The organism is Paenibacillus sp. FSL R10-2771 (assembly GCF_038000205.1).
GTDB lineage: Bacteria > Bacillota > Bacilli > Paenibacillales > Paenibacillaceae > Paenibacillus_AQ > Paenibacillus_AQ phytohabitans.
This window is the reverse complement of record NZ_JBBOBM010000001.1, coordinates 7,627,480-7,646,914: the sequence shown is the minus strand read 5'-3', so window position 1 is coordinate 7,646,914 and position 19,435 is coordinate 7,627,480. Positions and strand designations below refer to the sequence as shown.

The window sequence follows — 19,435 nt, the reverse complement described above, 5'->3', positions numbered from 1 at the left end:
TGCACTTTCGTGTGTGCCTCGCTTGCTTATGAATGTATCTTAGCCCCCGAACCTTTAATGAATCTTAAATGGTTTTACACTGCGCTGACTTTTTAACACAGGGATAACACTTCCGGATGTATCTTCTATATAAGTGCCCTGGAACGATTGGAATTTCATCCGATGATTTCGCCCTGAATACCTCCGGCAGCACCTGAACAGCAGTACAGTTAAGGTTGATTAAAGGTAATCTTGCTATAATGACTTCAGCAGCAAGTACATTACTTATGAAGAGGATGATTCATCCCATGAGAATATTAATTGTAGAAGACGAGATTCATCTGGCGGAAGCCTTGACCCAAATATTGAAGAAGCACAATTACTCGGTGGACGCCGTCCATGACGGCAGATCAGGTCTCGATTATGCGCAGAGCGGGATCTATGACCTGCTGCTGCTCGACATTATGATGCCGGAGATGGATGGAATCAGCGTGCTGAAGGAGCTGCGGAAGGACGGAATCTCCACACCGGTGATCATGCTGACCGCCAAAGGCGAGATTACCGATATGGTGACGGGACTCGATCACGGAGCGGACGATTATATCGCCAAGCCGTTCTCCTCGGAGGAGCTGCTAGCCAGAATCCGGGCCGCCCTGCGGCGCAAAGGGGAAGTGATTCCTGAGGATGGCCTGAAGTTCGGAGATATTGAACTGAACACAGCGAATCCGAAGCTGACCGTGAAGGGCAAGGAAATCAAGCTCAACCTTAAGGAAACCGAGCTGCTGGAGCTGCTGATCTTAAGGAAGCAGGCCGTAACCTCGAAGGAGCAGATCATTGAGAAGCTGTGGGGCTTCGATTCCGAAGCGGAGCATAATAACGTGGAGGTCTACATCTCTTTTTTGCGCAAAAAGCTTACCTTCCTGAATTCAGAGGTACGCATCAGCACGATTAGAGGCGTGGGTTATGTATTAGAGGTGAATACTTAATGTTCAATAAACTCAGAAACCGGTTCCTGATTGTCAATCTCGCTACCATCTCCATCATGATGCTGCTCGCCTTCGCCACGATCTATATCATCATGTACGTCAATGTGCAGAGCGATATTAATATGGCGCTGCACCGGATTGCGGACAATGAGCAGAAGGGACCCGGCGGCGCACAAGGAGGGCCCCGCGGTGCAGCAGACGGCGGCATGCCCATGGATAAAGGGCCAATTGATGCTTACCAGCCTGACCGTTCCGTCTCGTTCACCATACAGACCGATGCAAGCGGCACGCTGATCAGCAAGGACTCCAAATTCACGATGGATGATGACTTCTATACCGCTGCACTTAAGGAAGCCCTAAGCTCAGGCAAGGACATCGGCCGCTTCACGCTGGACGGCAGCCGCTGGATCTTCATGGTTAAGCATACGGGGGATAAGGAGCAGATCGTCTTCATGGACATCTCTTCCCAGCAGAAGATCCTGACCAACCTGATTTACACCTTCACAGCTGTCGGCCTGCTGATGCTGATCATTCTCTATTTCACCAGCCGGTTCTTCGCGAACCGCTCGATCGCGCCGGTCCGGGAGGCCTTCGACAAGCAAAAGCAGTTCATCGCCGATGCCTCGCATGAGCTGAAGACGCCGCTGACGATCATCAACACCAACGCGGATGTGCTGCTCTCGAACAGCGACGATACGATCCGCAATCAGGCGAAGTGGCTGCAGTATATCAAGTCGGAAACCGAGCGCATGACCCGGCTGACCAACGACCTGCTGTACCTGACAGAGATGGATGATTCCCGGACAGGCATGATCCACAGCAAGTTCAATATGAGCGATGCGGTAGAGAATATTATTCTGACCATGGAGGCTGTTATCTTCGAGAAGAATATCTCCTTCGACTACAACATCGAACCGGAGCTTACCGTACTGGGGAACAGCGAACAGATTAAGCAAGTGGTGATGATTCTGCTGGACAACGCAGTGAAATATACGAATCCTAAGGGCGCTGTAACCATCTTACTCAAAAAGCAAAATAACGATGTCCTCCTCTCCGTCTCGAATACCGGGGAAGGCATCGCTGCCGAGCATCTGACGCGGATCTTTGACCGCTTTTACCGGACGGACACTTCCAGAGCCCGCAAGCAGGGCGGCTACGGCCTGGGTCTGGCTATCGCGAGGTCGATCGTCGATCAGCACAAAGGGAAGATTTACGCGAAGAGTGTGATAGGAGAGTCAACGACGTTCTATGTGCAGCTGCCTTGAGGGTTGCGACAAGCATACCCATCTTATATTCCCAGTAAATGAGCCTCCCCCTTACCGGAAGAGGCTCATTTACTGATTATCTCTAAAGATAAGGGTTCCTTGTTAATCCCGCTGCCGGCATTATACGTTCATCTGCTTCAGCCCCGCTGCTGCGGCCCGGATCTTCAGCCATGCGTTCCTCTTTCTTCTGCAATACAATCGTGAATTCACCTAATCCGGGAACGTAGATCCGGGCTTCAGAATTCACTTGGTCCATGCCAGACAGCTGGATCATAATGTCTTCTGCCGAGTTTATTTCTATCATATCCTTCACCCCCTGCGGTAAGATGATGAACGCCTACGGATTGACACCGACGGAGAACGGACGCGCACCAACCGGAATAACGCTTATTACAGCCTGGGTGACCCCATCAATAACCGATACCGTGTTATCATCCTGATTAGTAATATAGATACGGTTCGTCAATGGATTAGCGCCTGCACCATTAGGGTTATTCCCCACCGGAATGGTAGTAATCACCGTATTGGTTAATCCGCCAATCACCGATACATTGTCGTCATCCCGGTTCGGTACATAGATGGCATTGGTAGAGATGTTCACTCCCAATTCACCCGGAGTCGTACCGACGGGTACGTTAGTTATCACCGTATTGGTTGCTCCATCAATCACGGAAACGGTGTTGCTGGTTAGGTTCGAGACATAAATCCGGTTCGTCAAGGGATCAACACCCACCCGGAACGGGTTCACCTGCACGGGAATCTGTGTAATAACCGTATTCGTAGCCCCGTCAATGACGGTAACAATATCCGAGTTGAATTCAGCTACATAAATAGTATTGGTTAATGAATTCACGCCGATTCCCGTTGGAAAAGGAGAACCGCCAGCGGGAATAATGGTAGTCACCACAGTGTTGGTTAATCCGTCAATGACAGTGACCGTATTATCATTAAAATTCGCAACATAGATGGCATTGGTAGCCGTATTGACCGCAACTCCGCCTGCTCCGTCCCCCGCAGGAACGGTGGCCAGCACCATATTGGTTACTCCGTCGATAACGGATACGTTATCGCTGTTCAAATTAGCAACATAGATGCGGTTGGTTAACGGGTTCACCGCGACTCCTGCAGGATTCACACCTACAGGGATGACTGCGATCACCGCATTTGTTGCGCCGTTGATCACAGAAACATCATTGCTGTTGAAATTGGCAACATAGATACGGTTGACGGAGCCTGTGACTCCCCCCTCTTCAGCACCCAGCAGCTCGGCTGAGACAAGACGGTGGGCGGTAACCAGCTGCCCGGCTGAATTTTTACCCCACACTGAGGTTTCCGTCTGCAATTCGGCAAGACCTTCCGTTGTAAAGACAAATTCATAGGCATCCAGATTGGCAAAATAATTTCTTGTAATCACCTCGTCCGGGGAAACCGTAATAAGCTCGCTCACATATAGCGTCCTTGTGAGGGTTAGATTGTACCCTTGGATCAGAATAGCGGACGGATTCACCGCGTTCCGGTTATCGATCTTAACCGTCACCTGCACAGTAGGCCTGACACCGCTCACTTCATTATTTTCAATAGGTCCTGTTGACAGAATAGCCATTCTAGCGAATCCTCCCTTGTAATCAGAGATTAAAAACTACCAGTCTCTCATAAGGTATGTAAGAACTGGAGTCCGGATTGGACTATACTATAGCTAGAATTAAATTATGGCTCGACTGCCCATTTATCCAAGAAAGGTGTGACTCTATGCATTCTATTGGCCCTAACCCGAACGAGGTCCATCCCAATCCCCATATCAGGCAAGTCCGTTTCATCAAAAATACAATCACACGTCCCAACATTATTGCGGGAGATTTCTCCTACTATGATGACCCTGACGAATCGGTATCCTTCGAGAGCCGGGTTACCCATCATTATGAGTTCATCGGGGACAAGCTGATCATCGGCAAATTCTGCGCCATCGCCCGCGGTACCGAATTCATTATGAATGGGGCCAACCACCGGATGGGCTCGGTGACCACCTACCCGTTCAATATTATGGGCGGCGGCTGGGAGCAGGCGGCGCCTGAGCTGGCGGATCTGCCCTACAAAGGCGATACCGTCATCGGAAGCGATGTTTGGATCGGCCAGAATGCTACGATCATGCCGGGCGTGACGATTGGCGACGGGGCGATCATCGCCGCTAATGCTACTGTCACCAAGGATGTTCCCGCGTACCATATCGCCGGGGGCAATCCGGCCCGGATTCTGCGGCAGCGCTTCAGCGATGAACTGATCCGGCTGCTGCTGGAGCTGAAATGGTGGGACTGGAGCCCGGAGAAGATTACGGCGAATCTTGAGGTGCTGTGCAGCAGTGATCTGGAGCGGATCAGAAGTCTTGCGGCTGGCAGCTAAACTCGCAGCACCGGACTACAGTTAAATACAAAAACGGCTGTCCAAGGGTATTACTACCTTCCCGGACAGCCTTTTTTTCTGCTATTAAGTTCAGTAAGATGCCTTATCCTCGCCCGCGCCCAGTCTGGCCCGCATCTCCGCATACGCCTCCGGGGTGCCGACATCATCGATCGTCCCCTCCGTATAATAGGCCCGCATCTCCTGGCGGGAATGCAGCCACTCCGGGAAATAACTCGGCGCATCCGGGTTGCCTCCCTCGGCAAGATAGCGGGAGATCAGCGGCAGGGTAGTCCGCTTGTAGATATAGAGGGCAAACACGCCGATGTTGGAACGCGGCTCCTGCGGCTTCTCCTCCAGCGACAGGACCCGCATCTCTGCGTCCAGCTCGGCTACACCGACACTGCGAAGCTCTTCTATATTGTCCACGGTACGGACCAGAATACAGTCCCTATCTATTTTATGAAAATAGTTCAAATACCCTTCCAGGCCGAATCCGAGCACATTGTCGCCTGCCAGTACCAGCAGATCCTCCTGCAGCTGCTCCCGCTCCAGCACATATTGGATATCGCCAATTGCACCTAAACGTCCTTCCGGGGAGGAAGTACCGTCATTCAGAATACGGATCGGCTTCTCTCCCTGATACTGCTGATGCCACTGCCCAAAAGCATGAAAGAAACGGGCATTCGTCACAATGAGAATCTCCGTGATGTCCTCCAGCACCTCCAGGCGGCCGATCAGCAGATCCAGAATCGTCCGGTTCCCTTGAACAGGGAGCAGCGGCTTGGGTGTGTCCCGGGTTAACGGATAGAGGCGGGTGGCATATCCCGCAGCCAAGATTAGTGCAATCATCCCTTGTTCGCTCCTCTACCCTGGCTTGATGACGCAAACAAGGACTTAGACAGCAAACCCATTGTTTGTCTGTATATGGTATGGGCTGCCGCTACATCACCAAGGAACCCGCCCATATACAGGTGGATTACACCGTGCAGCGATGCCCATATCGTACTGACCAGGGTCCCCGTCTCTTCCTGATCCGAAATCTGTCCTTGTTCCTGGGCAGTGCTGATTAGTACCAGCAGACGGTGTATAGCTGTCATCGTTCCCTGCATACTCTCCGCATCCGGCTTGAACTCTGCAAAAGCCCCCCCAAACATCAGCTTATAGTAGCTGGCGTAGTCCTGTCCGAACTGCCAGAAGGCTTCGCCCAGATCCAGCAAATGCTGCAGCAGATCCGATGATGGCGGCACTTCTTCAAAACGCTGGGCCAGCAGTTTGCAGCCCTCCAGATACAATTGCTGGGCCAGTCCCTCTTTATTGACAAACAAACTGTAAATGATCTTGGTGGAGCAGCCCATCTTCTGCGATACTCTGCGCACAGTGACGGCCTCCGGCCCCTCTTCCTGCAGAATGGCAGCGGCGGCATCCACCACAAGCTTACGGAGATTCTCCGTATTTTGCAGACGGGCTTCCTGATATGTTTTTAATACCCGCCCCGTGGAGGGTGTGGGTTTGTCTTCGGTACTGATAAGAATCACCTTCATCCGGTTATCATGTTATTGACCAGCAACAGAGTTGCCGGGTTCTAACAGGAATTCTAAACATTTGAACATAGGTTGTCAATTGAACCTTCACGCTGAAAAAAATGAGTTGACACAGGGGTGTTATGTTGGTTACTATGATTCACATAGGAAACACTGTTACCAATTGTATTCATACCGCTGAGAACGGACTTATGCCATTGAGAACGGACATTATGGCCGTTAAGATCGGTCATATTTTTTTTCGAAATCCGGTAACATTGTTTCCGTTAAAAAACATTGTAACAGAAGGAGTGGAAACTATGAATATTAAAGGGAAATGGTCGCTAATCACCGGAGCCTCTTCGGGAATTGGCGAACAGTTCGCAAGACAATTAGCCAAGGAAGGCAGTCATCTGGTGCTTGTAGCCAGAACCAAAAGCAAACTCGATGCGCTCGCAGCCGAATTGACGCGCAGCCATGGAGTCCAGTGCCGGGTCATTCCCCTGGATCTATCGCTCGAAGGCGCTGCCGGAGATCTGTACCAGCAATGCCAACAGCTTGGCCTGAGTATCGATCTGCTGGTTAACAATGCGGGGTTTGCTACCCATGGCCTGTTTGAGGAGGTCTCCGGCGAACGCCAGCATGAAGAAGTGATGCTCAACGTCACCGCTGTAGTCGATATGACTCATTTATTCCTTCCCGGAATGCTCCACAGAGGGGCAGGCGCTGTGATCAATGTATCGTCTACCGCAGGCTTTCAGCCGCTGCCTTATATGGCCGTCTACGGGGCGACCAAAGCTTTTGTCTTGTCCTTTACCGACGCCCTGTGGTGGGAGAATCGTAATCGCGGCGTACAATTCTTCGCCCTGTGTCCAGGCTCGACGGAGACCAATTTCTTCAACGTGGTGGGTACGGAGGATGCTTCTGTCGGCGGCGCGAAGGACTCACCGGAGCGGGTAGTGGCCCTTACACTGCGCGCTATGGCCAGAGGGAAACAGTACATTGTTCCGGGACTCCGCAATTACCTGAGTGCCCAGATTACCCGGTTCATGACCCGCAGACAAAGTCTGCGGCTGGTCGGTGGTATGCTTCGCCCCACACACCCTAAGGAGGATCTATAATGTCTACAGAAACCAATCCACGTAAACGTTCCACCGGTCAACACATTCGCAGATGGGGCTTGATCCTGCTCGGGGTAATTGTGCTGGGAATAGCCGGATTCCTGCTGATGCCTGCCCCGGTAGAGCCTGCTGAATGGTCTGCACCTGCCGCCCCTTCTTTTGAGAAGGAGGGTCCCTGGAAAGAGAACAGCAAGCTTAGCTCCGCAGAGCTTGTGACAGACCGCGCGAAGTTCCCGGAATTTATCACTTTTGATTCTACGGGGCGGCTGTATACAGGCGACTCTGACGGCACAATCTACAGAGTGGCCTTCGATGCGGAAGGCAAGGCGCAGCCAGCCGAAGTGTTCGCCGATACCCAGGGAACACCTAACGGGCTGAAATTCGATGCTGACGGAAATTTGATTGTGGCGGATATTCAGAAGGGGCTGCTGTCGATCGACCCGAATGGAAAGATTGAAGTATTGGCCACTGAAGTAGATGGAGGACCGATCTATCTGGCGAACGAGCTGGATATCGCGCAAGACGGATCGGTCTATTTCTCCGATACCTCTAACTATGGTAAGGTCATGTTCAAAGAAATTGCCGAGAACAAACCGCATGGACGGTTGTTGAAATATGATCCGCAGACCAAACAGACAACCGTTCTGCTGAAGGATTTATATTTCGCCAACGGAGTCGTATTGTCTGCTGAAGAAGATTTCGTGCTTGTTGCTGAATCGTACCATTACCAGCTGACAAGGTATTGGCTGAAGGGGCCCAAACAAGGCACCTCTGATATTTTTGCGGAGAACCTGGCGGGGTTTCCAGACAATATCACCCGCGATGCTCAGGGACATTTCTGGGTGGGGGTATTCACAACCCGTCTGGCTTTTGCCGATTACATGCATAGTCATCCCTGGGTAGCAGCGACGATGTCCAAAGTTCCGCAGGCCTTGTTAAATGGAGCAAGTGCGCCGGTGAAGCACGGACTTGTCGCAGAATATGGACCCGAAGGAGAGCTTGTGAACAGCTGGCATGATCCTGAAGGAACCTTGTTTGGCATCACCACTGCCGTAAGCCAGGGAGGATATTTATATCTCGGAACCGCACCGGGAGGAAGCCAGGGTGTTCATCGGGTGCTTCTGAAACCATAGGGATTGGATTGCTGCATTCATCTATCCACTGCCGCTTGTAGTATCCCAAACAGCAGCTCACTCTGACAGGAGGGGCTGCTGTTTGGCTTGAGGCATCTTCTTCTTAACCAAGCACTACGCGCGTGAACGATAAGCCACACCGTCGATCTGAACCTTAAGTCCATCCGGGCCGCCAATATGCGCGAACTCGGTGGATATGGTTTTGCGTGCCGGATAATTGCCTTGGAATCTGCGCTTGAACACCTCTTCCATGACCGGAATATCCCATACATCCCGCAGCAGAATATCCATCTTCACCACATCTGTTAGCGTAAGACCCACCTGCCCCAAGCGGTCCCTCATATCATTCAGCGCACCTTCTACCTGCTCTTCCACCGTTCCGCCTACATTGCCCACACAAAAGCTGAGGAAGATGAAATCTCCCGCTTCAACAAAACCTGAATACGCATAGTCCTTGTTCACATCATGTCTGATGATTTTGCCCATGTCCGCTGGTTCGCCCCTTGTCATCTGAGATAAGCCCAGTATAACGTTGGAAACCGGACAGCTGTGTGTCGTGGTTTTGTAGGATAATTATGGTAATATTAAACTGACTGAAAAAGGATTTCACCTGAAACGGAGGAGAAGAACCATGAAACGATTTCTCACCTCAAAATCTTTCCTGATTACATCTGTTCTGTTTAACCTGCTGTTTATTGTGAATCTGACGGCAACTCCTGACAGCACGGCTACAGATATTGTAATCAGTATCCTTAAATCCATATTAGCCGGGGTAATCAGCGGGTTTTTGGTTGGCGGGCTGATCTTTCTTGTGCAGAAGAAGAAGACGGTCTGATTCTAGACTCCCGCATGCGGAAGTTCTGGAAGCTCCATAACAACCTGTCCCAGACACGCTGCCAGTACCTCATGATACCGCCGCTCCTCTTCTATCGTCACTTCCTCACGCAGTGATTCGAACAACGCCACACAGCGTTTGAAGTTGCCGTCATGCCTGGACTGGTGGGCCAGCCTTAAAGAATGCATCGTCCAGTCCAGCGCCTCCGGCGCTCTATTCCGCGAATCTATACAGCAGATCATCGACATCAAGCCCATACTGAACCGCAGCCTGTAAAATTACACCGAGACCTGGCAGCAGCTCCTCTGGATTAAAAATGCTACAAAGATTATAACTCCCCGCTTAATATCGATAATGGGTTTCTTCTCCGCTAGTAGTATTTTGCTCTCTTAACCTTTGGAAAAGGTGATTACTATGACAGACTTACGGAATACTGTCGGAGATCGAATTCGTGCTATAAGAAAAGCAAAAGGACTAACACAACAACAGTTAGCAGAACTCTCCAACTTGGATGATGCATACATAGGGGCCGTAGAACGCGGCGAACGGAATTTTTCTATAGATACACTGGAGAAAATCGTGACAGCACTAAAAATCCAACCCGCAGAATTATTTCAGAATAAGGATGACTTGAGCGAGCCGGAAGCTGCGCAGCGGGGAGCCATTGATGAGTATGCGGTTACTGTTAGTGAGTTGAGTGTTAAGCAAATAAACACTTTGAATAAGATTGTTAGAGAGGTACGGCGAGCTTTTGAGGATTGAGCATATCTGAGGTGATCCCGTGAATTTACCAGAAAGTGTAGGAAGTCGGATACGTGAGCTTCGAAAAGCCAAAGGATGGACCCAGGAACAACTGGCGGAAGCAGCATCACTTCATTACAGTTATATCGGCGGGGTTGAACGAGGGGACCGCAACTATCGTTAGAGGAATCATTCCGCTACATCGGTCCCCTGAAACACAGAGAAACACTCCGGTATGCTTGTTTATAATTGCTTTCTAGAAAAGAGGAAAACTATGGGCTCACCTGATGGAATGATTATTTTCTCAGCAATATCCACTATATTTCTGGCATTATGGGTTATTGGCACTCTATTTATAACCATATTTCCCAAGAGGTCGTGGAAGTTCTTACAGGGGTGGAAGTCGGACCGGGAACCTTCGGGCTCGTATTTTATAATGGTAAGAGTCCTTGCCGCCATTCTGTTCATAATTGGAGTTACTCTGCTCTTGATAAGCAAGTTTAATCATTGACCCTTCAGCCCTGATTATTCCGCGCTGCGTGTAAATCAAACACATCAAACATCCCCAAATAATCTCCCGATTATCTGGGGGCAGTACTCTCAAGCTCTATTGAACTACCATTTTCTGTAATATTATCCTCTTCTATTTTGGAGGCCTTTTCCTTTTCCCACCTACCAGTTATTCCCGCCCCCGACACTGTGAAGCCCGTTGAAGTATTCAGGAACTTCCCGGAAGGCGCGCCGTTCACGGTATTGCTGTTGAACAGCGAAGTACCGGTAGCGGAGCCTTGGATGTACACGCCATAAGTCCCGTCGTTAATGATGTTGTTCGAAGCATAGGTCACCGAGATATTCGGTGCCGGTTCTTCGATGAAGATTCCGGAGTAGGTGCTGTCCTGGATGGTGTTGCCGGTTGCAGGCTGGAGGAATTCAAAGCGATTGTACCATTGTAAAAAGAAACCGGAATCACCGAGGCATACGTCTAGTCCATTCCACACTAGCCCTCATACGTTATACAGAAGCCCGAGTGGTTATGTATAAACCTGACCGGCAGAAGGTGGGATAACGTGAATAAGTCGGATGCAAATAAGCACAGAAAGCTGAAGCTGCAGCAATTCAAACGAAAACGGATAAAGCTTCCGCTCTACAGCACTACAACCTACAAATACAAAAGGTATCTGAAAAAAAGCAGGATGCTAAAAGGGAAACGAAGTGCTAAAGGAGATTCTGCCTCCCAAAACGCTAAGTGCCCGCCTAGTGAGAGAGCAGCTTCACCAGGTCCAATGAGCATGATGGAACTCATGCAAAACATGGCTGCAATGGGGATGCAGGGAGCCACTGGCGCTGTAGGACTCATGGGCAGTATAGGAGTTATGGGCGCGACAGGCGCGACGGGTGCGGTGGGCAGCATCGGGCTTATGGGCAACATTGGAGCCATGGGCGTGACCGGCACGACGGGTGCGGTGGGCAACATTGGAGCCATGGGCGTGACCGGGGCCACGGGTGCGGTGGGCAGCATCGGGCTTATGGGCAACATTGGCGCTATGGGTGCGACCGGGGCCACGGGCGCGATGGGCAGCATCGGGCTCATGGGCAGTATTGGACTCATGGGGGCGACCGGAGCGACCGGCCCGATGGGCAGCATCGGGCTTATGGGCTCGATTGGACTCATGGGGGCGACCGGAGCGACCGGGGCGACCGGAGCTACAGGGACGATGGGACTCATGGGCTCGATGGGACTCATGGGGGCTATGGGCTTAATGGGCTTGATGGGTTTAACCGGAGCTACTGGCGCTACTGGGGCGATGGGTCTTATGGGTTTACCGGGAGCTGCCGGGCCTCCCGGGGCTACCGGTGCGACCGGGGCGATGGGCCTTATGGGCTTGCCGGGAAATGCCGGACCGCCCGGAGCTACTGGCGCTACCGGGGCTACCGGGGCTACTGGTGCGGCCGGGGCCACTGGTGCGACCGGACCGGCAGGCGCAACGGGTTCAACGGGTATAACGGGTGCAGGCTCAGGATTCATCGAGACGCTGAAAATCGGGGATCTCAACACCCAGATCCCATTTAATGCCGGGGGCGGAAATAATGAGGCTATTGGGGCGCTCGCATTCAGCGGATCGCAAATAACGATCAACAGGCTTGCAGCTTACGTTACTCAACTAGGCTCTACGGGTATTTTTCAGATGGCTGTACTGCAGCCGACCAGTACTAACCAGTCTACAGTTATTGGAGTAACCACTGTAGCAACCACTTTACAAGCTGGAATATTCATTCTGCCGCTGACGGCACCTCTGACGTTATCGGGGGATATTACGTATCAGCTTGCTGTCTACAACCAGGTTAACGGCTCCAACCTCGGAGGCCGGAGCACAGGCACCTCCGGGCTGGCAGCACCGCCGATTAATTTCAGATCACAGAACCTCACGGGATTTACAACAGGCCAATCTATCAATACGAGCGATTCTATCCTACTGTCGCCTTGGCTGGCGGGGCTCGCTTAACCCTTCCTTGGCGCATGGTACAAATAAAACGGGAACTGTCCTATAAAACGGCAGTCCCCGTTTCTATATGCCGGTCAAGCGCCCCGCTTAATCCAGCTCCGCACGCGAGAATAGATCCCGGATCAATACGTCGTCCTCACAAGCCCGCTTGAGTGCGGAGGCGAAGGCTACGACCGCAGCTCCATCGGAGGCATACGCGCAGAACATACCGGCCTCCGGGTCAAACCGGATGATTCCGGCCAGTTCAGGCATCTGTTCTTCCAGGAATACCGCAGCCAGAGAGCCCCAGTCATATCCATTGCCTTCGAATCCCTCTTCTTCCCGCGCAGCAAACACTTCGGCCTTGTAGCTGCCCACGTTCAGAATCACAGATTTCCCGCCATTCTCCTGCTCTACTATAATAAAAGGCTCAACATCCACAGCTTCCGTGGCTTCCGCCTCCTTCAGCTTTTCAAGCAATTGTTCCTCTGCTATATCCGTGAACCGCAGTGCTCCCTCACTCTCCACGATCATTCCCTGCCGCACCCGTTCATCCAGCCAGTCGGAGATGAAGCCCGGGGCGTATCCGCCTGTGCTGAATTCTCCGCCGAACGCGATTATTTTCGAATAGTCCTCAAGATATTGGTCACGGTTCGTCTGCGGATAGGCGCTGGTGTACAGCCAGAACTGCAGATCATACATCAAGGTCGAGCGTTCGTCTGCATGAAGAGAGAAATGCCCCTTCTCTTCAACGATGGCGGTGCAAATGCTGCGGATGATCCCCTCTATGTTGTCCACTCCGGTGACTTTATCGCATAGCTCCTGAAGCAGAGGAGAGAATTGCCCGGCGGCTACCTTCCGCAGATCGTCCTGCTTATCTTCCTCCGATGTGTCATAGACCTCCTCGCTCACCAGCCCGCGGATGAAGGTCTCATAATCCTTGGCAAGGAAGGTAATTTCATAGTTGTTCTCCTGATCCACATGAATGACCTCGGGTTCTCCCTCCGGCCCGCAGTAGCGGTAATCCAGCATCACCACATCGTGGCCTGCAGACGGACAGTCCCCAATAACCACTCCAATATCGGGGTATCCCCACTCCTCGATCATGAACTGGCTGCCGAGATCGCCGCAGAGCGCATAGCTTTTGTCCCGGCCGATACCGGCAATTCCCGATATTGCGATATGATCTTCAGCCCAGGAGGTGGATTCCTCCACCGGGAAGCAGGTGTTGCGGGGAATCCCGCCGTTCTGCTGCTTCATCATCGCGATGTAAGAAGACGGCAGCTTATAGCCCAGCTCCTGCTCCACAGAAGCAATCAGTTCGTCACTAGGCGGCGCCGACACATACTCCTTCCGGGCATAGTCGCTGTCCTCCCAGAAATCCGCGCAGTATTCGATGAAAGAGTTCAGCTCTCTTCCGTCCGCATCCCCCTGTGCATTAGAGGCACGCAGCGCTGCGGCACGCCTTGCCTGCTCCCGCTTCTCCCGCTGCGCGCCGCTCCGGCTCCACTTCAGCAGCATGTGGGTATCCCCATCCCCGGGAGCCAGTTGGTCCGCCTGTTCAAATGCGCTTATAGCCTGTTCATACTGCTTCAGATAATAATAGGAATACCCTATGCGAAAATGCCACAGCGGATCATTCCCGCCCTCCCCCGCAATAATGAGCAGCTGCTCCAATGCCTCCCCGTAATATTCCAGGTTGTTGTAGGCTCTGGCTAACTGGCTGATAGTCTCATAATCTCTTGCATCCGGCGGAATCTCCTGAATGCGGTCCACAATCTGCTGATACTCATTATCTTCGTGCCAGCGTTTCAGCTGTGCCAGCAACTCCTCATCCATGCCTTCGGCCTCCCCATTGTGACACTGCAAATAAGCCCGTACCCGATCGCTGCCGGACTGCTTGCAGTCAGTTAAATCGCTATTACCCATTCACCCTAAATGGACAGGTCTAAACATAGGCTTGGGATATACCCCCAATATATAAATCTGTATTTTCAAAAAAGAGACCATCCCCCGCCGACATCCGGCAAGGAAACAGCCTCTTCGTATTATCGCTCTTACTACACTTATCTGCTCCGCTGCCCGTCCGGTTACTGAATCGCTTGCAGATGCTCCTCGAGGCGGTCCCAGGTTTCGGTAATCCCCTGCTCCATCCCCATATCCATCACCGTCTTGAGCGCTTCCGCGGAATCGTATTTCGACCGGCTCACCAGCTTCGTCTTCCCATCGTATTCTTCAAAGAACATGCTGACCAGCGTGGACGGCATGCCTTCGGTTTCGTTGCCTTCGGCATCCGAGAAGTAATCGGTATAGACAAAACTCTCGCCGTCGGTGATCTCATGGTAGACCCCTTTGCCCCAGGATTCCATGCCGAAGAAGTCACCCTGCTTCTCATCCACACATTTCATACAGTAGTGCCAGACGCCGCCCGGACGAAAATCAACGCTGCAGAAGGGAACGATCCAGCCGCGCGGGCCCCACCACTGCTTCAGATGCTCAGCCTCGGAGAATACTTTGAATACAAGCTCACGCGGTGCATCGAATACACGTTCAAGAACCAGTTCAAGACCTTCTACTCTCGAAATCATTTTGCTGGACATTGCTAATCCCTCCTGATAATCATGAATTGTCTTTGGATTGCAGCTTCCGGAGATACTCATCCAGATTGTCGAAGCGTTCACTCCACAGCTTACGATAGGCCTCCAGCCAAGCATCCATAGCCTCCAGCGGCTCTGTACGCAGCCTGTAATTCCGGCGGTTCGCCGCCGCCTCTACCTCAACCAGTCCGGCTTCCAGCAGTACGCGCAAATGCTTCGAAGCCTGAGGCTGCCGCAGCTCCAGACGCTCAGCAATATCGCCTACGCTCAGCGGCCCGTCCTTCAGAATCTCTACCATCCGCAGGCGGGTCGGTTCGGCAAGTGCGCTAAATGTCGTTGTGTCCATTTCAGATGTTCCTTTAGTAAAGCTTGTATTATTTATTGGTGGTGTACAATTACAATATACCCCAATCGGAATATTCCAGTCAAGGAATATTAATATTTTAATTCACTCTGCTACATCAGGTTATTGATTCGTTGAATAGACCTTACTCATACCGCCACCCGCTTACACTCCTGCAAACGTCAGCGTTACGGTTGTACCTTGTCCCGGCGTGCTGTCGATGGCGATGGAGCCGCCATACCGCTCCATGATTGCTTTGGCAATGGCCAGTCCCAGGCCCGAGCCGCCCTGCGAGCGGTTGCGTGAAGCCTCCGTACGGTAGAAGCGCTCGAAGATATGCGGCAGCTGCTCAGCGGATATTCCGATGCCTGTATCGGCTACGGTCAGGATCACCTTCCCGTCGTCTGAACGGGAATGCCCGATCATTACCGCCCCGCCTTCAGGCGTATATTTCAGCGCATTCTCCACGATGTTGCGGAGCACCTGATAGCAGGCGCTGCCAGGCATCCGGATGGGTAACGCCCGTTCACCGGGGCCGTCATAATCAAGCCGCACCCCCGGATTGACATGAACAGTCTGAGGCAGCAGTTCGTTCAGCACAGACTTCAGATCGCAGGTTTCTTCTCCGTCCTCCGGGGCCAGGGCCTCCGCCTCTGCTTCCGCAAGCAGAAGCAGCTGGGAGATCAGCTGCTTCATCCTCCGCGTCTCATCCATCATGAACGCCAGCGACTCATCCAGCACCTCCGGCGATTGCCTGCCCCAGCGCTGGATCATATGCGTATGGCCTTCAATAATGGCCAGCGGTGTCTTAAGCTCATGGGAAGCATCGGCAATGAAGCGGCGCTGCTGGTCGAAGGAAACCTCCAGCTTATGCAGGAACCCGTTGAAGGTCTCGCCCAACTGCTGGAGCTCATCCTGGGCAGCAGGGACATGCAGCCGCCGGGACAGACTGTTCGTCCCGATGCTGCGCACTTCACCAATCATGCTGCGAATCGGCTTCAGCGCTGAACGGGAGACGATTCCCCCTGCAAGCACAGCCATTCCGGCAGCCAGCAGCAGACCCAGCAGCAGCAGTCTGCCCACCTCCTTCTCGGCGGTGGCGCTGCGTGATTGCCCGCTGTCCGTAAGCTGCAGCCGGACAAGGCCATACACGGGCAAGGACAGCTCCTTCTCTGCGCTGTAAACATCTGAACCGGGCGCCGGTTCACCTTCGCCCGCTTCTGCGAGCACACGCCCGCGTGCATCCAGCATTTGCAGAACCTGCCCTTTATCCAGCTCAGGGGCAAAGACAGAGAAATCTGGCTTCAAAAAAGCCGCTGCACCGCTACCCTTGCCCAATCCTGGCTGAAGCAGGGACGGCAGAAATTCCACCTCACCGACCCGCAGCTCGAACTGTCTAAGCTTCGCATCCAGCAGCCGGGTCTCCTGGCTGTCTGTCCAATGTTTGAAGGTAATATAGACAAATCCGCTGACCACCGCCGCAACGGCCAGTGCAGTGAGCGCAATCGAAGCGCTGACTTTACGGGAGAACGTCCATGGCTTCATTCGCTCACCTCAGTCTCTCAGAATATAGCCGCTGCCCCGGACCGTATGAATCAGCTTCTCGCTGAAGCCTTCATCCACCTTCATACGCACATACCGGATATAGACATCCACCACATTCGTCTCGCCTTCATACGAGTAGCCCCAGACCAGGTTCAGCAGTGCCTCACGGTTCATCAGCCGGTTCTTATGGACCAGCAGGCAGTGCAGCAGCTCGAATTCGCGCTGTGAGCATTCAATCTCGCGCCCGGCGCGGCTGACCCGGTGCGCAGCCCTGTCCAGTATCAGATCCTTGGCATGCAGGACCTCATCTCCGGCTTCTGCGGCGTGCAGCCTGCGCTGCAGGGAACGCATGCGGGCCAGCAGCTCTTCGATAGCGAAGGGCTTCGGCACATAATCATCCGCCCCGGTATCCAGTCCCCGGACCCGGTCACTGACCGTGTCCCTGGCAGTCAGCATAATGATTGGAGTCTGCTTCACCGCGCGTACCCGCTTGCATACTTCTATTCCGCTGATGCCCGGCAGATTCAAATCGAGCAGAATGATGTCAAAATGCTCCCCCAGCGCTTTCCCGGCACCCGTAAGACCATCGCACGCAACCGTAATGTCATAACCTTCATAGGACAGCTCCAGCTCCAGCAGGCGGATCATGGCAGGCTCATCCTCAATAACCAATACGCGTTCCTTCAACCTCTCGTCCACCTCTTCACAAGATCAGTTCTGCATTAGCGACAACCCGGCCATAGATTTGGCACGGATCTGATACGTACCTGCGCCCAGCTTCCCGCTGGCCCGGTGATTCTTCACTGTCAGCGGGAAGTCCGTTTCAATCTCTTCAAAAGCGGATTCGGCATCGACCACGACTCCCGCATTCCCCGGCCAGGCCAGCTCTACGTCCCCTACCGCTGTAGTTACCTTCCAGTCTCCGCCGACCTTCCGGCTCTTCATATGAATGTTCCCGGCTACGGTAACCGCTTCTACAGCAGCCAATGCGTCCTTCACCGACAAATTGCCGTTTGTGGCCTTCAGGGTCAAGGCTCCGGCAATTTGCTCCGCCTTCACGTTGCCGTTGGTAACTGTGACTTCTACGCGGTCCTTCGCTTCTGAAACCTGCACATTGCCATTCACCGTATGTAATTTGAGCGCATTGCCTATGCCGGAAGCAGATATATTTCCGTTCACAGCCGCTAACTCAATTCTACCTGTACTAGAAACTTTTGACAAAGAAAGATTGCCGTTCTCCGTCTCTGCCTGAAGCTCGGCCTTCATGCCTTGCGGCAGTGTAACCGTCAGATCAAGGCTTGGATATCGCCAATTGCCATAAGACTCGCTGTAGGTTCTAATCTCCAGATCAGCCCCTTTGCTTACCTTCATCCCCGCCTTGTCCGCTACGGCCTTCGCCTCTTCCGCGGTTGCCTGATGGACGACCACTGTCATATGGACCTCCATTTCCTTGACATCGCCCTGCTTAATTTCGATGGTTCCGTTCGTGTTGGCAATAGAGACACTTTGCGTGCCGGCCGGCAAGCTGACGCGGGTAATGCCTTTGTCAAAAGAGTATCCCGTCCCCGTCTTCTTCCCCGCTGCCTGCAGAGAGACTGCAGCCGCCGGAGCTGACACCGAAGCCTGTGCTGGCGCGGATTCAAAGTCCGCCTCAGTCAGCGGCCGCGCACCGGCGCTCCCTCCATCCGCTATGCCCATGTACATTAATACCGCTGCCAGCGAGGCGCTTGTGATTAGCCGTTTCCACATCTTTCTCATATTCTCTCTCCTCCAGTTCATGTGATTACCCTTAGGGTATACCATCCTTGATGAGAAAGACTTTGCAGAGAGATTAGAGTTTGATGAGAATATCTGGGGACTCCGCCCCAAGTTCTAAAGAGCCCTATTGTTTATTTTCTATTTAAGCAGGTTTACGCTTGCTTCCTCCAGCGAAGGAATGAGATTTTTAGGCTCAATAGGGGATGACATGACGATTAGAATCGTATAATTCCCGTATTTATCACACTGATTTCCAAACTCCTCAAGACCCCGAGTGGAGTCTGACATGACTTTTAACAGATAATTGTGTTCTCCGCTGATGCGATAGCATTCGACGACATCGGGATGGGTACGGCAGAAGTCCAGAAAGGCATGACACTCTCTGGAGTGGAAAAGGATATAGGCAGCTGCCTGTTTCCCGATTTTCTCCGGAGAAATGATCGTCCGGTACTCCTTGATCACCCCATTTTCCTCCATCCGCTTCACTCTTTCCGTTACTGCGGGCTGAGACAAACCTACGCTTTTCCCCAGCTCTGTCATGGAAATTCTCGCCTGACTTTGCAGATGAAACAGAATTTGCTTATCAATAGAGTCCATTTTTGACCCCTCCTTTAATTTTAAGATTATCGGTTTAAAATGCCTTTATTTTAAATGTTATAAGTGGGTTTTACCTTTATCGGCTCATGTATTCAAGTTAATTTATTTTATATACTTTACTTACAATAGTAAAGC

Annotated in this window: 23 protein-coding genes and 1 pseudogene; 9 read left to right on the top strand and 15 right to left on the bottom strand. The window is 52.4% G+C overall.

Annotated elements, in window-relative coordinates; translation table 11 throughout:
• Positions 1–287 precede the first annotated feature (287 nt).
• Complete coding sequence (locus NSU14_RS33270; RefSeq protein ID WP_336102748.1) at positions 288–965, top strand: response regulator transcription factor; 678 nt, start codon at positions 288–290, stop codon at positions 963–965.
• Positions 965–2,230, top strand: coding sequence for a sensor histidine kinase (locus tag NSU14_RS33265; RefSeq protein WP_076243653.1), 1,266 nt, complete (start codon positions 965–967; stop codon positions 2,228–2,230). Before NSU14_RS33270 ends, NSU14_RS33265 begins: the two co-directional genes overlap by 1 nt.
• Before the next feature lie 82 nt (positions 2,231–2,312).
• Here the strand turns inward: NSU14_RS33265 and NSU14_RS33260 are convergent, their stop codons facing one another.
• The gene (locus NSU14_RS33260; RefSeq protein WP_042140469.1) at positions 2,313–2,534 is read right to left on the bottom strand and encodes a hypothetical protein; all 222 of its coding nucleotides are present in this window, start codon (positions 2,532–2,534) and stop codon (positions 2,313–2,315) included.
• 33 nt (positions 2,535–2,567) lie between these two features.
• Entirely contained in the window at positions 2,568–3,833 is a 1,266-nt protein-coding gene (locus tag NSU14_RS33255) for a YncE family protein (protein ID WP_336102749.1), read from the bottom strand.
• Positions 3,834–3,979: 146 nt separating this feature from the next.
• On the opposite strand from NSU14_RS33255, the gene NSU14_RS33250 reads away from it, so the two are divergent.
• Positions 3,980–4,627 carry a Vat family streptogramin A O-acetyltransferase gene (locus NSU14_RS33250; RefSeq protein ID WP_340948617.1) on the top strand — a complete coding sequence of 216 codons (648 nt, stop codon included), beginning with the start codon at positions 3,980–3,982 and terminating at the stop codon, positions 4,625–4,627.
• 90 nt (positions 4,628–4,717) lie between these two features.
• Here the strand turns inward: NSU14_RS33250 and NSU14_RS33245 are convergent, their stop codons facing one another.
• On the bottom strand, positions 4,718–5,476 hold the full coding sequence (locus tag NSU14_RS33245; RefSeq protein ID WP_340948616.1) for a nucleotidyltransferase family protein: 759 nt from the start codon (positions 5,474–5,476) through the stop codon (positions 4,718–4,720).
• Positions 5,473–6,168: a TetR/AcrR family transcriptional regulator gene (locus NSU14_RS33240; RefSeq protein ID WP_340948615.1), complete on the bottom strand. Its 696-nt coding sequence runs from the start codon at positions 6,166–6,168 to the stop codon at positions 5,473–5,475. Before NSU14_RS33240 ends, NSU14_RS33245 begins: the two co-directional genes overlap by 4 nt.
• 299 nt (positions 6,169–6,467) lie before the next feature.
• Here NSU14_RS33240 and NSU14_RS33235 point away from each other — a divergent pair, with 299 nt between their 5' ends.
• On the top strand, positions 6,468–7,268 hold the full coding sequence (locus NSU14_RS33235; RefSeq protein WP_340948614.1) for an SDR family NAD(P)-dependent oxidoreductase: 801 nt from the start codon (positions 6,468–6,470) through the stop codon (positions 7,266–7,268).
• Positions 7,268–8,401 carry an SMP-30/gluconolactonase/LRE family protein gene (locus tag NSU14_RS33230; protein WP_340948613.1) on the top strand — a complete coding sequence of 378 codons (1,134 nt, stop codon included), beginning with the start codon at positions 7,268–7,270 and terminating at the stop codon, positions 8,399–8,401. The genes NSU14_RS33235 and NSU14_RS33230 overlap by 1 nt, the downstream gene beginning before the upstream one ends.
• A 114-nt stretch (positions 8,402–8,515) precedes the next feature.
• Here NSU14_RS33230 and NSU14_RS33225 read toward each other — a convergent pair whose 3' ends face one another.
• A complete protein-coding gene (locus tag NSU14_RS33225; protein WP_340948612.1) occupies positions 8,516–8,887 on the bottom strand; it encodes a RidA family protein in 372 nt (123 codons plus the stop codon).
• A gap of 145 nt (positions 8,888–9,032) precedes the next feature.
• On the opposite strand from NSU14_RS33225, the gene NSU14_RS33220 reads away from it, so the two are divergent.
• Entirely contained in the window at positions 9,033–9,236 is a 204-nt protein-coding gene (locus tag NSU14_RS33220; protein WP_340948611.1) for a hypothetical protein, read from the top strand.
• A gap of 2 nt (positions 9,237–9,238) precedes the next feature.
• Here the strand turns inward: NSU14_RS33220 and NSU14_RS33215 are convergent, their stop codons facing one another.
• Positions 9,239–9,493, bottom strand: a complete 255-nt coding sequence (locus tag NSU14_RS33215) for a hypothetical protein (protein WP_340948610.1) — start codon at positions 9,491–9,493, stop codon at positions 9,239–9,241.
• A 157-nt stretch (positions 9,494–9,650) separates the two neighbouring features.
• Here NSU14_RS33215 and NSU14_RS33210 point away from each other — a divergent pair, with 157 nt between their 5' ends.
• Both NSU14_RS33210 and NSU14_RS33205 read left to right on the top strand, forming a co-directional pair.
• Positions 9,651–9,998, top strand: a complete 348-nt coding sequence (locus tag NSU14_RS33210; RefSeq protein WP_340948609.1) for a helix-turn-helix domain-containing protein — start codon at positions 9,651–9,653, stop codon at positions 9,996–9,998.
• A 19-nt stretch (positions 9,999–10,017) separates the two neighbouring features.
• Positions 10,018–10,152: pseudogene (locus tag NSU14_RS33205) on the top strand (helix-turn-helix domain-containing protein); the annotation flags it as partial.
• A gap of 68 nt (positions 10,153–10,220) precedes the next feature.
• Here NSU14_RS33205 and NSU14_RS33200 read toward each other — a convergent pair.
• Both NSU14_RS33200 and NSU14_RS33195 read right to left on the bottom strand, forming a co-directional pair.
• Positions 10,221–10,445: a hypothetical protein gene (locus NSU14_RS33200; protein ID WP_340948608.1), complete on the bottom strand. Its 225-nt coding sequence runs from the start codon at positions 10,443–10,445 to the stop codon at positions 10,221–10,223.
• Between the two features lie 113 nt (positions 10,446–10,558).
• Complete coding sequence (locus NSU14_RS33195; RefSeq protein ID WP_336102757.1) at positions 10,559–10,975, bottom strand: hypothetical protein; 417 nt, start codon at positions 10,973–10,975, stop codon at positions 10,559–10,561.
• Positions 10,976–11,278: 303 nt separating this feature from the next.
• Here NSU14_RS33195 and NSU14_RS33190 point away from each other — a divergent pair, with 303 nt between their 5' ends.
• Positions 11,279–12,481, top strand: a complete 1,203-nt coding sequence (locus tag NSU14_RS33190) for a collagen-like protein (protein ID WP_340948607.1) — start codon at positions 11,279–11,281, stop codon at positions 12,479–12,481.
• A gap of 87 nt (positions 12,482–12,568) precedes the next feature.
• On the opposite strand, the gene NSU14_RS33185 is transcribed toward NSU14_RS33190, so the two are convergent.
• From NSU14_RS33185 to NSU14_RS33155, 7 genes are all read right to left on the bottom strand, one after another.
• Positions 12,569–14,299: an Imm51 family immunity protein gene (locus tag NSU14_RS33185; protein WP_340948606.1), complete on the bottom strand. Its 1,731-nt coding sequence runs from the start codon at positions 14,297–14,299 to the stop codon at positions 12,569–12,571.
• Positions 14,300–14,550: 251 nt separating this feature from the next.
• Positions 14,551–15,060 (bottom strand): SRPBCC domain-containing protein, encoded by a 510-nt coding sequence (locus NSU14_RS33180; RefSeq protein ID WP_042140480.1) that lies wholly within the window; start codon positions 15,058–15,060, stop codon positions 14,551–14,553.
• Between the two features lie 19 nt (positions 15,061–15,079).
• Positions 15,080–15,403: an ArsR/SmtB family transcription factor gene (locus tag NSU14_RS33175; protein WP_076243660.1), complete on the bottom strand. Its 324-nt coding sequence runs from the start codon at positions 15,401–15,403 to the stop codon at positions 15,080–15,082.
• 162 nt (positions 15,404–15,565) lie between these two features.
• The gene (locus tag NSU14_RS33170) at positions 15,566–16,945 is read right to left on the bottom strand and encodes a sensor histidine kinase (RefSeq protein ID WP_340948605.1); all 1,380 of its coding nucleotides are present in this window, start codon (positions 16,943–16,945) and stop codon (positions 15,566–15,568) included.
• Positions 16,946–16,954: 9 nt separating this feature from the next.
• Positions 16,955–17,632, bottom strand: a complete 678-nt coding sequence (locus NSU14_RS33165) for a response regulator transcription factor (RefSeq protein ID WP_081956746.1) — start codon at positions 17,630–17,632, stop codon at positions 16,955–16,957.
• A 24-nt stretch (positions 17,633–17,656) separates the two neighbouring features.
• Positions 17,657–18,703, bottom strand: a complete 1,047-nt coding sequence (locus tag NSU14_RS33160; RefSeq protein WP_340948604.1) for a DUF4097 family beta strand repeat-containing protein — start codon at positions 18,701–18,703, stop codon at positions 17,657–17,659.
• A gap of 138 nt (positions 18,704–18,841) precedes the next feature.
• A complete protein-coding gene (locus NSU14_RS33155) occupies positions 18,842–19,300 on the bottom strand; it encodes an Lrp/AsnC family transcriptional regulator (RefSeq protein WP_340948602.1) in 459 nt (152 codons plus the stop codon).
• Positions 19,301–19,435: the final 135 nt, after the last annotated feature.

What these genes read in the sequence shown, in the direction of transcription:
- NSU14_RS33270 (WP_336102748.1), top strand. Translation starts at nt 288, where the DNA reads ATGAGAATATTAATTGTAGAAGACGAGATTCATCTGGCGGAAGCCTTG.
- NSU14_RS33265 (WP_076243653.1), top strand. Translation starts at nt 965, where the DNA reads ATGTTCAATAAACTCAGAAACCGGTTCCTGATTGTCAATCTCGCTACC.
- NSU14_RS33260 (WP_042140469.1), bottom strand. Translation starts at nt 2,534, where the DNA reads ATGATAGAAATAAACTCGGCAGAAGACATTATGATCCAGCTGTCTGGC.
- NSU14_RS33255 (WP_336102749.1), bottom strand. Translation starts at nt 3,833, where the DNA reads ATGGCTATTCTGTCAACAGGACCTATTGAAAATAATGAAGTGAGCGGT.
- NSU14_RS33250 (WP_340948617.1), top strand. Translation starts at nt 3,980, where the DNA reads ATGCATTCTATTGGCCCTAACCCGAACGAGGTCCATCCCAATCCCCAT.
- NSU14_RS33245 (WP_340948616.1), bottom strand. Translation starts at nt 5,476, where the DNA reads ATGATTGCACTAATCTTGGCTGCGGGATATGCCACCCGCCTCTATCCG.
- NSU14_RS33240 (WP_340948615.1), bottom strand. Translation starts at nt 6,168, where the DNA reads ATGAAGGTGATTCTTATCAGTACCGAAGACAAACCCACACCCTCCACG.
- NSU14_RS33235 (WP_340948614.1), top strand. Translation starts at nt 6,468, where the DNA reads ATGAATATTAAAGGGAAATGGTCGCTAATCACCGGAGCCTCTTCGGGA.
- NSU14_RS33230 (WP_340948613.1), top strand. Translation starts at nt 7,268, where the DNA reads ATGTCTACAGAAACCAATCCACGTAAACGTTCCACCGGTCAACACATT.
- NSU14_RS33225 (WP_340948612.1), bottom strand. Translation starts at nt 8,887, where the DNA reads ATGGGCAAAATCATCAGACATGATGTGAACAAGGACTATGCGTATTCA.
- NSU14_RS33220 (WP_340948611.1), top strand. Translation starts at nt 9,033, where the DNA reads ATGAAACGATTTCTCACCTCAAAATCTTTCCTGATTACATCTGTTCTG.
- NSU14_RS33215 (WP_340948610.1), bottom strand. Translation starts at nt 9,493, where the DNA reads ATGGGCTTGATGTCGATGATCTGCTGTATAGATTCGCGGAATAGAGCG.
- NSU14_RS33210 (WP_340948609.1), top strand. Translation starts at nt 9,651, where the DNA reads ATGACAGACTTACGGAATACTGTCGGAGATCGAATTCGTGCTATAAGA.
- NSU14_RS33200 (WP_340948608.1), bottom strand. Translation starts at nt 10,445, where the DNA reads ATGAACAGAATGGCGGCAAGGACTCTTACCATTATAAAATACGAGCCC.
- NSU14_RS33190 (WP_340948607.1), top strand. Translation starts at nt 11,279, where the DNA reads ATGCAAAACATGGCTGCAATGGGGATGCAGGGAGCCACTGGCGCTGTA.
- NSU14_RS33185 (WP_340948606.1), bottom strand. Translation starts at nt 14,299, where the DNA reads ATGGATGAGGAGTTGCTGGCACAGCTGAAACGCTGGCACGAAGATAAT.
- NSU14_RS33180 (WP_042140480.1), bottom strand. Translation starts at nt 15,060, where the DNA reads ATGTCCAGCAAAATGATTTCGAGAGTAGAAGGTCTTGAACTGGTTCTT.
- NSU14_RS33175 (WP_076243660.1), bottom strand. Translation starts at nt 15,403, where the DNA reads ATGGACACAACGACATTTAGCGCACTTGCCGAACCGACCCGCCTGCGG.
- NSU14_RS33170 (WP_340948605.1), bottom strand. Translation starts at nt 16,945, where the DNA reads ATGAAGCCATGGACGTTCTCCCGTAAAGTCAGCGCTTCGATTGCGCTC.
- NSU14_RS33160 (WP_340948604.1), bottom strand. Translation starts at nt 18,703, where the DNA reads ATGAGAAAGATGTGGAAACGGCTAATCACAAGCGCCTCGCTGGCAGCG.
- NSU14_RS33155 (WP_340948602.1), bottom strand. Translation starts at nt 19,300, where the DNA reads ATGGACTCTATTGATAAGCAAATTCTGTTTCATCTGCAAAGTCAGGCG.